Consider the following 13499-nt stretch of genomic DNA (forward strand, 5'->3'; position numbering starts at 1 on the left):
ATTTGAAGTAGCCATAATTCGTCCTCAATGTGTAAACACATTTCAGGACGGGACACCCTAAAACAAAAAGGGACTCAATGAGCCCCTTTAAAGTATTTTTCAAAGTAGTCGTTTGAAATTCTAGGAGAGCACGCGGAGCTTACGGATGTAAGTGAGCATGCTCGACAACGTAATACCCAAAAAAACAAAAAAAGCTCCCAACAGGAGCCTTTCAAATCGTATTTTTCAATCAAATAGCTTTAGTTCAAGGAAAAGGCGCGGAGTTTACGAATGTAAATGAGCACCTTTGACACAGAAATTAAGCTATTTGAGCCAGAAAAATTAAGCGTAAACAGGTAGACGCTTACAGATCTCTAATACTTTTGCTTTCGTTGCTTCGATAACAGACTCATCGCCCATGTTATCTAGGATGTCACAGATCCAACCTGCTAGCTCTTTCGCGTCTGCTTCTGAGAAACCGCGACGAGTGATAGAAGGAGAACCGATACGGATACCTGAAGTAACGAATGGGCTACGTGGGTCGTTTGGTACTGAGTTCTTGTTTACAGTGATGTTTGCTGCACCTAGTGCTGCATCTGCTTCTTTACCTGTGATGTCTTTGTTGATTAGGTCAACTAGGAACAGGTGGTTCTCTGTAGAACCTGAAACGATGTTGTAACCACGAGCTAGGAATTCAGCAACCATTGCTTTTGCGTTAGCAACAACGCGTGCTTGGTATTCTTTGAACTCTGGCTCTAGAGCTTCTTTGAACGCTACTGCTTTACCAGCGATAACGTGCATTAGAGGACCACCTTGGCCGCCTGGGAATACTGCTGAGTTCAGCTTCTTGTAAAGATCTTCGCCTTCGTTAGAAAGGATTAGACCACCACGAGGACCCGCAAGCGTTTTGTGCGTCGTTGTAGTTACTACGTGAGCGTGTGGCACTGGGTTCGGGTAAACGCCTGCAGCGATTAGACCTGCTACGTGAGCCATATCTACGAACAGGTAAGCACCTACTTTGTCAGCGATTTCACGCATGCGCTTCCAATCACAGATTTGAGAGTAAGCAGAGAAACCACCGATGATCATCTTAGGCTTGTTCTCGATAGCCAGCTTTTCCATCTCTTCGTAATCGATTTGACCCGCTTCATCGATACCGTAAGGGATGATGTTGTAAAGCTTACCAGAGAAGTTTACTGGAGAACCGTGAGTTAGGTGACCACCGTGTGCTAGGCTCATACCTAGAACCGTATCGCCTGCATTTAGTAGTGCCATGTATACAGCGTTATTTGCTTGAGAACCTGAGTGAGGCTGTACGTTTGCGTACTCTGCACCAAATAGTTCACATGCACGTTCAATTGCTAGAGTTTCAACTTTGTCTACGTACTCACAACCACCGTAGTAACGCTTGCCTGGGTAGCCTTCAGCGTATTTGTTTGTTAGCTGAGAACCTTGAGCTTCCATTACACGTGGGCTTGTGTAGTTTTCTGAAGCGATAAGTTCGATATGCTCTTCCTGACGAAGAGTTTCTTCTTGGATAGCTGCGAATAGATCCGCATCGTAATCAGCAATGTTCATGTCACGCTTAAGCATCTGTATCTCCTGACTCAGATTGTACTGAAAGTTTCAAAAAAACCACACAACGACCGAAAGCAAACGTTTCCGTCACCGTTTTGATGTGACGCATTCTACATAATTTGATCTAGGTCATAAAGAGCTAATTGCAATTTTATCATGCAGTTTTTTCATAATCACAAATAAGATTCATCATGGTTATTTGGCTTATCCAACCAAAGATGGCGCTTACTGTCAATTTTACGCTTTACACCCTGTAAAACGCAGATTACATAGGTTTACCTTAATTTTGCCCCTCAAGCTACCGAAAGCTAAGGTTTTTCTCTACTATGCACGCCTTTATTGGTTAGGTAATTATAAAAACGATGGAAAAACACTCACGTAAAGAAGATTGGGTAGCGATTCTCACTGGCACGTTTTTAGTGGCGTTAGGCGTCTTCTTTTTACAGTCAGCGAACCTGCTTACCGGGGGCACTACTGGCTTGGCTCTGCTTTTGAGTCAATTCTTGCCTGTAACCTTTGGTATTTTGTACTTTGTTGCCAATTGTCCATTCTATTTATTAGCATGGAAACGATTCGGCCGTAGCTTTGCTATTAGCAGTGCGATTTCTGGTGCTTTAGTGTCTGTGTTTGCCGATCATTTATACTTAGTTATCTCGCTAGAAGTTCATAACGAGATCTATTGTGCTGTTGCCGGCGGCTTACTAATGGGCTTAGGTATGCTAATCCTATTCCGTCACCGCTCAAGTCTGGGTGGCTTCAACGTACTGTGCTTGTTTATCCAAGACCGCTACGGTATCTCGGTAGGCAAAACACAAATGGGTATTGATGCGTGTATTCTGTTTGCATCGTTCTTCTTCGTGTCACCTTGGGTGATTGCCGTATCTGTATTAGGCACCGCAGTATTGAACATCGTATTGGCAATGAACCACAAACCAACTCGCTACTCGGTGAATTACGCGTCTTAAAGTTCATTACCTGCTCTGTCGTTGCTGGCACTCGATGCTCAAACTTCTAGCAAGTAGACTCGAGGCACGATATTCCAGCCATCACTAAAACAAAAAAGGCTTTGGGAAGCACTCCAAAGCCTTTGTAGAAGCCTAATCTTTTAAGGGGAATCAAAATTAGGCTCATTGAAATGAAACAAGGTTACCCTTCAATCAAGAGAATACGAGTCTCGTAAGGACGTAACACTTGATGATGTAATGCAACTGAAGTGTTCGCTTGTTGATAGTTAGACAACAAACTCTTTGCCTTAGTCATATCAAAACGTTCCGGTAAAACGCATTCCGCCTCTTCGCCATAATAGTTGTTAATACACAGCAAGGTTTGCCCTTCGTTCTCACGTGCATACGCAAAAATGGATGAGTGTTCAGGCAGTAGGTCTTGATAGCTACCATGAGTAACCACCGGTACTCGTTTACGTAACTCAATCAAAGCCTTGTAGAAATAAAAAACAGAGTCTTTGTCTTCCAGTGCTTGCTCAGCGTTAATCTCAGAGTAATTATTCGCTACATCAAGCCATGGCTGAGCTTGTGAGAATCCGGCGTAAGGCTCACTATTCCATTGCATTGGTGTACGAGAGTTATCACGAGATTTCTGCGCTAGAATCGCCATCATATCTTGATGGGCCACACCATCACGGTTAACCATGATGTCGTACATATTGGTACTCTCAACATCACGATACTGCCTGATGTCAGTATAGCCAGGGTTGGTCATACCAATCTCTTCACCTTGATAGATATAAGGCGTGCCTTGCATCATGTGCACAGAAGCAGCCAACATCTTGGCCGACTCAACACGATATTGCTGATCATCACCTAAGCGGCTCACCACTCGCGGTTGGTCGTGGTTACACCAAAACAATGCGCCCCAGCCCTTGCCGTTCAAACCCGTTTGCCAATGATTGAAGATCGACTTGAGCTGTAAGAAATCAAACGGCGCATTGGTCCACTTCTCACCATTGGTGTAATCGACCTTAAGGTGGTGGAAGTTAAACACCATCGATAGCTCACTGTTATCAACGTTTGAGTATTGCTGGCAGTGTTCCAACGTGGTTGAAGACATCTCGCCTACGGTCACGCTGCCGTACTTCTGAAATACGGCTTCGCTGATCTCTTTCAGGTATTCGTGTACACGTGGACCATCGGTATAGAAACGACGGCCATCACCGATATCATCATTAGGAAAGTCTTGCTGCTTCGAAATCAGGTTGATCACATCCAAGCGGAAACCATCAACGCCCTTTTCTGCCCAAAAGCTGATAACGTCTTTCACTTCTTCACGTACAACCGGGTTCTCCCAGTTGAGGTCAGCCTGTTCTTTGGCGAATAAGTGTAGGAAGTATTGCCCAGTCGCCTCATCTAGTTCCCACGCATTACCACCGAACTTAGACTGCCAGTTAGTTGGTGCTTGACCATCTACGGGATCTTTCCAAATATAGTAATCGCGGTAAGAGCTGTTTTTGTCGCCCAAAGCAGATTGAAACCATGCATGCTCTGTCGAGGTGTGGTTTACCACGATATCCATCACGATACGGATACCACGTTGGTGCGCTTCAGACAGCAATAAGTCGAAGTCTTCCATGGTGCCGAATTGAGGATTAATCGCGTAGTAGTCTGAGATATCGTAACCATTATCGATCATAGGAGATGCGTAAACCGGGGTTAGCCAAATCGCATCGACACTCAAATGTTTGAGGTAATCCAGTTTCGAAATGATCCCTTTGATGTCGCCAGTACCTTTACTGCCACTGTCGCAGAAGCTCTTTGGGTAGATTTGATAGATGGTTGCGGTTTTCCACCAGCTTTCATCATGTTCAGTCATCGCCATCTCTAACACTCACTTACCAGAAAATATAAAATAAAAATAACCATGTGAATCATGGTCGAATAGCCGTTATAACTAAAAGAAAAAGCTATAACTAAGAGAAAAAGCGATAACTCATTTTGGAGTCATCGCTTATTCAATGCATTACGCGTTCGCGGTTTCTAACTCACCCTTGGATTGGGCTCGCTTGTAGAAAAACAGGGTTAGCGTGATAGGCAGTACTATCGCCACCAGCATCGCGACTAGGTAAATCGACCAATATTGAGGTTGAATCGATAGGATGCCCGGCAAGCCGCCGACACCGATACCATTCGCCATCACACCCGCGCTACCACAGATTGCGGCTGCAACAGCACTACCAATCATTGCGCTCAGCATTGGGAATTTGTATTTAAGGTTAATACCGTACATCGCAGGCTCTGTTACACCTAAGTAGGCTGAGATTGCCGCAGGAACCGAGATATCTCGTTCACCTTCACGCTTACTCAAGATAATGATGCCGACTACTGCCGATGCTTGTGCAATGTTTGATAGTGCAATCAAAGGCCAAATTGGTGTCCCGCCTAAGTCTTGCATCAGTTGCAGATCCACCGCGTTGGTGGTGTGGTGAATACCCGTGATAACCAAAGGTGCGTATAGGAAACCAAAAACCACTGAACCAAGAATCGCAAAATCACCTGTCATTGCAGCTTTAGCCGCGAATGCCACACCATCGCCTAACATACGACCGAATGGGCCAATGAAAGCGTGCGCTAGAATCACAGACAAAATAATCGATACAAATGGCACAACCACTAGGTACAAGTAAGCAGGGACGATACGCTTAAGATTGGTTTCAATGAACGCCAAAGCCACACCCGCTAACATCGCTGGGATCACCTGAGCCTGATAACCGACCTTCTCAATCACGAACAGCCCAAAATCCCATACCTCAGGTACCGATTTACCTATCATGTATGCGTTCATGAGTTGTGGTGAAACTAAGGTCACACCGAGCGTGATACCCAAAATAGGGGTTCCGCCAAGCTTCTTAACCGTAGCCCAACACACGCCAACCGGTAGGAAGAAGAAAATAGCTTCGCCGATCAACCATAAGAAAGAGTGAACGGTTGCCCAGAATTGACTGATTTCAACGAGGGTTTTGCCGTCGAACATGCGAATGTCGCCAATCACATTACGGAAACCAAGAATCAAACCACCTGTAATGATGGCAGGCAGCAGTGGTACGAAAATTTCGGCTAAATGGGAGATACCACGCTCAAGGAAGTTCATGTTTTGACGAGCAGCCAGCTTCGCCTCATCTTTTGATGATGCCTCTTTACCTGTCTGTTCAATCAGAAGTGCGTACACTTCATCAACTTCAGTGCCAATCACAACTTGGAATTGGCCTGCATTAGTAAAACAGCCTTTTACTAGCTTCAGTTTTTCGAGTTCAGCTTTGTTGGCCTGCTCTGTATCGTTCAATACAAAACGCAGTCGAGTCAGACAGTGGCTGACACTCGCAATGTTTTCTTTACCACCGACTAACTCGATAAGACGCGCAACGTCTTGCTTCGCTATCTTACTCATACTACCCCACCCTGGTTTCATTCAATTACTCATCTAAACCATGCAAGCTATAATCACTCAGACTTAGATTTATGGGAACATTCCCAATTACGGTTATTATAATGCCCGTATGAATGATAAATTAAAATGGGAACAATCCCATTAATTGAAAGAGATCACACTCTAATTTTAATCTAAGCCGTTCAATTTCGCTTAATTGAGTGGATTATAGAATAGGAGATTGCGTATGATGAGAGATCTCTGAATTGCCTAAAAGCTGAGAGATCAATAGATTAGCAGCCAACTTACCTGCAGATTGGTAACCAGGATCAATGCTAAATACTCGTGGGAACAAGAAGGAGAGAAGATCATTACCACCAACGCCAGTGACGACCACATCTTCACGTTGTAGTTCTTGCAGACGCTTGATTACACCAAGAGCCAGCGTATCACTGGCACAAACGATCGCTTGAGTCGCGGGAGTTAACACCTCATCCACCAGCTGATAAGCACTTTCGTGATGAAGTTGACCAGTACGATAGTTCGCAATTGAACCTGTATTTTCACACCACTCGAGATAAGCCTTAAGACGCAGTTCACCGGTTGATTTATCACTAGGATCAACACCAATGAAGCCAACCTCAGAGATCCCCTGATCTGCTAAATGCGTTAACGCACTATTGATCACCTGTTGGTTATCATAGTTAATCGACGTCACGTTCTCGGTATCCAGAGCAATCACCACCGCTTTGTGTTCCCAAGCTTCGATTGCCGGAATATCGCAGTCAGTAAAACCAAATACAATAATGCCATCAACGTTACGACGCTTTAGAACTTGCAGGTGCTCATTGGCTTTATCTCTATCAAGTTGGCTTTCCATGATCACGACATCGTAATCCGCTCGATACAACTCGGCCAGCATCGTGCTAACGGCTTTGTTTTCAGAGGGAGAGTCCAAACGAGAGATAATCACGCCGATGACTTTTTGGCTGCCACCGCGCATCGATTGCGCAGATTTTGAAGGCGTGTACCCAGATTCTTGAATTACTCTTTCCACCCTTTCACGGGTTTCAGGTTTCACTTTTGGATCATTGGTCAGAACGCGTGATACGGTTGACTTACCAACACCGGACAGCTTTGCAATATCAAGAATAGTGAGTTTTTTGCTCATAAAAAGTCTAACGTTAAAGGGAAGAGAAGAAAAAGTGAGGGTAGATTCCCTCACTTAACTGTTTGTAAATACTAGCAGTTCTTACTATGACTTACTTTTGGCAATTTCGATAGACTACGCGACCAAGTTCTAGACGCGCATTGTCACCTTTCGTGCGCAAAGTGATGCTGTTAATCATCTCTGAAGTGCCATCATCTAAGATGTATTTGGTTCCTGAGCCCGCTGGAACTTGAGTCAGGCGGTATTCATTATCAGGCAAGCGTAGTACCGCTTTTTCATTATCAAGGTAAGACACATCAAACGAGACGTCAGACTCACATTGATAAGTCGCGAATTGATCATTCGATGTTGCGCTATCAGTCTCAGGGGCTGCTGATTTAGAGCACCCAACCAATGCTACTGTACATAGAGATGCTACCAACATAGCTTTCATACTTCGTTCCTCATCTTTATATAGTCAACGACACTTAGCCTATTCACAGGTTCGAACAAACCTAATGTAAGTGCCTAATGATAGGTCCATACCTTAGTGATAAATAAAACGTTTAGCCTTTTAAGAAAGCGGGTACGTCTTTAATGCTATCAAGTACCACGCTAGCCAACGCTTCACCTTTTTCAGTGATGGGTTTACCCGTTCTTACCAAGACTTTAGTACCAACACCTGCTGCTTCTGCAGCCATCATGTCTTCCGCTTTATCGCCGATCATGACCGAGTTAGCCATATCAATCTTCAGAAAGTCACGAGCAGAAATGAACATGCCTGGCTTTGGCTTACGACATTCACAATCTTGCTTGTAGTCACCAATACCGTGCTCAGCGTGGTGAGGACAGTAATAAATGCCATCGAGCTCGACACCATTATCAACAAAGTTCCAATCCATCCACTGCGTTAAAGAAAGAAAACGGTCTTCACTAAACATGCCGCGAGCAATACCAGATTGGTTGGTCACTAGCACCAATAAATAACCCATATCTTTAAACGCTTTCGCCGCTTCAAACACACCATCGATGTATTCAAAGTCATGCTCATCATGTACGTAGCCGTGATCAACGTTAATCACTCCATCACGATCTAAAAAAACAGCAGGTTTAGACAAAATTTTGTTCTCTATCAACTCTCTATTAATCATTAATTATTACACGCTTTATTTGCTTCATCACTATCTATTTAGTTTTGCGTTCGTTAACGATTTGTTTCTAGCTTAGCCATACAATCGACGTTTAGCCGTCTAGACGTAAAAATATCTATTGACTTAGATCATAGAACACCATAGCATCGTCTGTAAATCGAGCGAGCTATCGACATATTATTCTGTTCTACCTGCACGGGTTTCTCTATGATTAAAGTGAATCAAGTCAATAAGGTTTTTTATCAAGGCACTAAAGAAATCAATGCCTTAATTGATATCAACCTCCACATTCCTCAAGGTCAAATCTTTGGAGTCATCGGCTCTTCAGGTGCAGGCAAAAGTACCCTAATCCGCTGTGTAAATATGTTGGAAGCCCCGACTTCGGGTGAAGTGATTGTTGATGGTATCGACCTAACAAAACTCAGCAAATCAGAGCTTAGCGAAGCGCGCCGTAACATCGGCATGATATTCCAGCACTTCAACCTGCTGTCTTCTCGTACTGTATTTAACAATGTAGCACTGCCTCTAGAACTTGCTGGTAAAGATAAAGCGATTATTGAAGCGAAAGTCAGCGAGTTACTTGAACTGGTTGGCCTTGCTGATAAGCGTGACACCTACCCGGCAAACCTAAGTGGTGGTCAAAAGCAGCGTGTGGCGATTGCTCGCGCACTGGCCTCTGACCCGAAAGTACTGCTATGTGATGAAGCCACCAGCGCATTGGATCCAGCAACAACTCAATCTATCCTTGAGCTGCTGCGTGAAATCAACCGCAAGCTGAACATCACTATCCTGCTTATTACACACGAGATGGATGTGGTTAAAAGCATTTGTCACGAGGTTGCGATCATTGGCGGCGGTGAATTGGTAGAGAAAGGTACAGTCGGTGACATCTTTGCTCATCCGAAGACAGAGCTAGCGCATCAGTTTATTCGCTCAACGTTGGATCTGACGATCCCTGAAGATTACCAAGCACGTTTGCAAGAGACTCGCGTAAACAGCAGCTACCCGCTGGTGCGTCTTGAGTTTACTGGTGCAACGGTTGATGCTCCGCTAATGACGCAAATCGCACGTAAATTCAATATCGATGTCAGCATCTTAAGTTCTGACCTTGATTACGCCGGTGGCGTGAAGTTCGGCATGATGGTCGCTGAACTGTTCGGTAATGAAGCAGATGATAATGCTGCTATCCAATTCCTACGCGACAACAATGTAAAAGTAGAGGTGCTTGGTTATGTCCTTTAGTTTCAACGAGATTGCTGACTGGATCAGCCTTAACGGTAACCTTCTATTAGGCGCAACAGGCGAAACGCTTTACATGGTTGCTGTTGCAGGCATTGTTGGCTTCGCGGTCGGTATTCCACTAGGCGTGATTCTGCATACGACTAAAAAAGGTGGCCTGTTAGAGAACACCAAAGTAAACAAGATTCTAGGTGCGATTGTGAACGTGGGTCGTTCAGTACCTTTCTTAGTTTTGATGGTTGCGATTATTCCACTGACTAAGATGCTGATTGGTACCTTCATCGGTACAACAGCAGCGATTGTTCCACTGACGATTGGCGCTATCCCATTCGTGGCTCGACTTATCGAAAGTGCACTACTTGAAGTACCAACAGGTCTAGTGGAAGCGGCCCAATCAATGGGCGCAACACCAACACAAATCATCAATAAGGTTCTGCTTCCAGAAGCACTACCGACTATCATCAACTCAGTAACGATTACGCTAGTGACTCTGGTGAGCTACTCAGCAATGGCCGGTACTGTAGGCGGAGGTGGCCTAGGTGATGTCGCGATTCGTTACGGATTCCACCGCTACGATGTGACCATCATGGCTGTGACAGTAGTGATGTTGATTGTGCTGGTACAAATTATTCAATCAATCGGTGATTCATTAGTTCGCCGTGTTGACCACAGATAAAGACTCACACATAAAGAGTAGAGTCGTCTGAACCTAATTAAATAGATTTATTAAAAGGAGATTATTATGAAATTTAACCTTAAAGGTTTACTAACTATCGCAGCAGCAGCTTCAGCGCTAGTTCTAGCAGGTTGTGGCGATAAAGAAGTGGATACTTCTAAAGTAAAAGTTGGCGTAATGGCAGGTGCAGAAGCGCAAGTTGCTGAAGTGGCAGCTAAAGTAGCGAAAGAGAAATACGGCCTAGACGTTGAACTGGTTACTTTCACGGATTACGTAACACCAAACGCAGCTCTAGATGATGGTTCTATCGACATCAACGCATTCCAACACGCACCGTACCTAGATCAGCAAGTGGCTGACCGTGGCTACAAGCTAACTATCGCTGGTAACACGTTTGTTTACCCAATTGCGGGTTACTCTAAAGAAGTGAAATCGGTAGACGAAATCCAAGACGGTGCTCGTATTGCTGTACCAAACGACCCTACAAACCTAGGTCGCTCTCTACTTCTTCTTGAGCAACAAGGTCTTCTTGAACTTCGTGAAGGCGCAGGTCTTCTAGCTACAGTTCGCGACATCGTGGGTAACCCTAAGAACCTAACGATTGTTGAACTAGACGCAGCTCAACTGCCACGTTCTCTTGATGATGTTGCTCTATCTATCATCAACACAACTTACGCGAGCTCTATCAACCTGACTCCACAAAAAGATGGCGTATTCGTTGAAGACAAAGATTCTCCTTACGTAAACCTAATCGTTTCTCGTGAAGACAACCTAAACGCTGAAAACGTACAAAACTTCGTTAAAGCTTACCAAACTGAAGAAGTGTACAACGCAGCTTCTGACATCTTCCAAGGTGGCGTCGTTAAAGGTTGGTAATCAACTAAACGACAGCACTGTATAGATACCCGAAGGGGCTGACATAACGTCAGCCCCTTTTTTAATGATAAAGATTTGCTAGAAAGTAAAGCATCTCAGATTTAAGCGAAACAAAGTCGATTACTTCAGGTGATCCCAAGAGATGTTTGACACCAATCGGCAGTCATCACACTTGAAATAGAAAATATCGTGGATAGGCGCATCTAGCAGCCATTCACCACCACATTGCGGGCATTTGCGCTCTTTTTCATCTTTCAGGCTGATCCCACCGACACGGTATAAGTAGTAGTAGGTTGGAACCTTAGTCAGATACTCAATGCGCCCTCTTAGACCCCAACCGCGTTTAAACAGCACACTCTTCGTGTCACTGATCTCGGTTAGCGTTGCATGTTCCGCGCGACAACCACCACCCATTTGTACTTCATCACAGGCTTGCCATTCGGTCTGCCATTTCAACACGGCTTTATGGTCGCCATTGAAGGTAGGTGGATTGCGATACAAAGGGATTGGTAGCAAGCTATCGCCACTACGCAGCGGTGAACAGGTGTGCACGAATGTCGTGTATAACACCTGCCAGCTTGGTGTTTCATCTTCTGCCACTTCTTCTGAGTTCAGATCTCGACCTAGCAAACGCATTTTAGGCGCTAGTAGGCTCGCGTTAGACAAGCGATCAAAACACACTTTCACAAAGTCTGAGTGATTACGCGGGTGCAAGCTATCTTGCTCCGGGCACACAACGCGAACATAGAATTCACCATCGCCCATCACGATTGGGAACTCACGACCTAACACTTGTCCGTTATAACGAAGTGCATCCATTAAGCCATTAACCGCCTTGTCGACAGCGCTTACCGTTGTGTTATCAAAACACTCAAATTGAAGTTCTAGTACGTACATCTATTTATACCGCTGGTTGTAGCTTTTCTAAAAATTCTGCCAATGTCTCGGCGAGCACATCACGATTTTTGGTACCTAAGCGCTCCAAAATCACGTTACCCGTTAGGTTACAGATAGAGATAACATCCAGCTCAGCATCGGTCGCGGCAATGAAAACCGTTGGTTTTAGCTTCAAGCGACGCTGAGTTACTAGGTGACCCAAAATGTTTTCTTGTAGGCATTCGAAGTCTTCATCACTCCAAATCTGTAACAGAGTCAATTCGTTACCATCGAAAGTTGCGTTCATATCTGCGCTGAATTGTGCGCCGTAGAAAGTTTTGATGTCTTCATGCAGAGTCAACTCAATACCGGTTTCAACGTTGGTGAAATCCGCGAATTGCTCACGTGGATAGTGCTTCCACAACACGGCATCGCCACTCTTTTCTTCTACGCATGGCGATACGATGTCCACCAACTCCTCATTACGAGGTAAGCTTTGGTGTTTCTGCTTCCACGCGTCAACGTATCGCTGACTAAAAGAAAGTAGTGCGTCTTGAGCACGTTGAGTCATGAAAATCTCCTAAACACAAAATAATAAATAGAATCCGAGCCCTTTCCGCGCCGATTAAGCGATGACTTAATGACAGGGTAAGGGGGATTCAGTAAAATCGACCCCATTCTAATCGAATTTGAAACGAAAGTATGAGCAAATATTCTGACGCAAAAGAGCTAGCGGGTTTAACCCTTGGCCAAAAAACTGAGTACTCTAACCAATACGATGCAAGTTTATTGCAACCAGTGCCTCGTAGCCTTAATCGCGATGATCTTGCGCTAAACGGCGAGCTGCCTTTTGTTGGTCATGATATTTGGACGATGTACGAGCTTTCGTGGCTAAACACCAATGGTCTACCACAAGTGGCTGTCGGTGAAGTTTTCATCCCAGCAACCAGCCCAAATTTAATTGAATCAAAATCTTTCAAGCTGTACCTGAACAGCTACAACCAGACTCAATTTGAAAACTGGGATCAAGTAACCGAGCGCCTGACCCAAGATTTGTCGGCATGTGCAGGCGAAACGGTGATTGTGAATGTAAACTCAGTAACCGACTACACTAACCAACCTATCGTGACGATGGAAGGTGACTGTATCGACAACCAAGACATCCAAATCACTAGCTACGACTTTGAAGCGTCGCTGCTTGAAGGCGCTGCTGGCGAACAAGACGTTGAAGAAACACTGCACAGCCACCTATTGAAGTCGAACTGTTTGATCACCAATCAACCGGATTGGGGCAGCGTTGAGATCGCATATTCTGGTAAGCAAATTGACCGTGAAGCTCTGCTACGCTATTTAGTTTCTTTCCGTGAGCACAATGAATTCCACGAACAATGTGTTGAGCGTATCTTCACTGACATCATGAAATACTGTGCACCTTCGAAGCTAACTGTGTTCGCACGTTACACACGTCGTGGTGGTCTGGATATCAACCCATACCGTTCAACAGAGCAAGATAGACCAAGCCACAATAAGCGTATGGCTCGCCAATAATCAGGCGAGAACCACCCACACTTATTTGAACCTACCAAATCTTTAAAGG

The 13499-nt window shown here is 44.7% G+C and carries 13 protein-coding genes; 5 read left to right on the forward strand and 8 right to left on the reverse strand.

All coding sequences use genetic code 11. From position 1 onward, the window contains the following. Nucleotides 1-321 precede the first annotated feature (321 nt). The gene (gene glyA, locus AB6D93_RS04970; RefSeq protein WP_017066387.1) at nt 322-1572 is read right to left on the reverse strand and encodes a serine hydroxymethyltransferase; all 1251 of its coding nucleotides are present in this window, start codon (nt 1570-1572) and stop codon (nt 322-324) included. Between the two features lie 347 nt (nt 1573-1919). Between glyA and AB6D93_RS04975 the strand changes: the two genes are divergently transcribed. Then, the gene (locus tag AB6D93_RS04975) at nt 1920-2522 is read left to right on the forward strand and encodes a YitT family protein (protein WP_017060757.1); all 603 of its coding nucleotides are present in this window, start codon (nt 1920-1922) and stop codon (nt 2520-2522) included. A 181-nt stretch (nt 2523-2703) separates the two neighbouring features. On the opposite strand, the gene treC is transcribed toward AB6D93_RS04975, so the two are convergent. From treC to gmhB, 5 genes are all read right to left on the reverse strand, one after another. Further along, nucleotides 2704-4389 (reverse strand): alpha,alpha-phosphotrehalase, encoded by a 1686-nt coding sequence (treC, locus tag AB6D93_RS04980; protein WP_102331963.1) that lies wholly within the window; start codon nt 4387-4389, stop codon nt 2704-2706. A 141-nt stretch (nt 4390-4530) separates the two neighbouring features. Continuing rightward, the gene (gene treB / locus AB6D93_RS04985; protein WP_017063347.1) at nt 4531-5955 is read right to left on the reverse strand and encodes a PTS trehalose transporter subunit IIBC; all 1425 of its coding nucleotides are present in this window, start codon (nt 5953-5955) and stop codon (nt 4531-4533) included. A 205-nt stretch (nt 5956-6160) separates the two neighbouring features. Then, nucleotides 6161-7105 (reverse strand): trehalose operon repressor TreR, encoded by a 945-nt coding sequence (treR, locus tag AB6D93_RS04990; RefSeq protein WP_102331962.1) that lies wholly within the window; start codon nt 7103-7105, stop codon nt 6161-6163. 91 nt (nt 7106-7196) lie between these two features. Beyond that, complete coding sequence (locus AB6D93_RS04995; RefSeq protein WP_017060761.1) at nt 7197-7538, reverse strand: MliC family protein; 342 nt, start codon at nt 7536-7538, stop codon at nt 7197-7199. A 112-nt stretch (nt 7539-7650) separates the two neighbouring features. Beyond that, entirely contained in the window at nt 7651-8235 is a 585-nt protein-coding gene (gmhB, locus tag AB6D93_RS05000; RefSeq protein ID WP_017060762.1) for a D-glycero-beta-D-manno-heptose 1,7-bisphosphate 7-phosphatase, read from the reverse strand. Nucleotides 8236-8442: 207 nt separating this feature from the next. Between gmhB and metN the strand changes: the two genes are divergently transcribed. From metN to AB6D93_RS05015, 3 genes are all read left to right on the forward strand, one after another. Then, nucleotides 8443-9477, forward strand: coding sequence for a methionine ABC transporter ATP-binding protein MetN (gene metN, locus AB6D93_RS05005; RefSeq protein WP_017060763.1), 1035 nt, complete (start codon nt 8443-8445; stop codon nt 9475-9477). After that, the gene (locus AB6D93_RS05010) at nt 9467-10150 is read left to right on the forward strand and encodes a methionine ABC transporter permease (protein ID WP_017060764.1); all 684 of its coding nucleotides are present in this window, start codon (nt 9467-9469) and stop codon (nt 10148-10150) included. Before metN ends, AB6D93_RS05010 begins: the two co-directional genes overlap by 11 nt. 66 nt (nt 10151-10216) lie before the next feature. Continuing rightward, nucleotides 10217-11026, forward strand: coding sequence for a MetQ/NlpA family lipoprotein (locus tag AB6D93_RS05015; protein WP_017060765.1), 810 nt, complete (start codon nt 10217-10219; stop codon nt 11024-11026). A gap of 120 nt (nt 11027-11146) precedes the next feature. On the opposite strand, the gene AB6D93_RS05020 is transcribed toward AB6D93_RS05015, so the two are convergent. Continuing rightward, nucleotides 11147-11923: a Zn-ribbon-containing protein gene (locus tag AB6D93_RS05020; protein WP_017060766.1), complete on the reverse strand. Its 777-nt coding sequence runs from the start codon at nt 11921-11923 to the stop codon at nt 11147-11149. A 4-nt stretch (nt 11924-11927) separates the two neighbouring features. After that, entirely contained in the window at nt 11928-12473 is a 546-nt protein-coding gene (gene syd / locus AB6D93_RS05025; RefSeq protein WP_017063346.1) for a SecY-interacting protein, read from the reverse strand. 131 nt (nt 12474-12604) lie between these two features. On the opposite strand from syd, the gene queF reads away from it, so the two are divergent. After that, entirely contained in the window at nt 12605-13450 is an 846-nt protein-coding gene (gene queF / locus AB6D93_RS05030) for an NADPH-dependent 7-cyano-7-deazaguanine reductase QueF (protein ID WP_017060768.1), read from the forward strand. The last annotated feature ends 49 nt before the right edge of the window (nt 13451-13499 follow it).

It is taken from the genome of Vibrio sp. 10N.247.310.23 (genome assembly GCF_041467155.1).
Lineage (GTDB): Bacteria > Pseudomonadota > Gammaproteobacteria > Enterobacterales > Vibrionaceae > Vibrio > Vibrio crassostreae_C.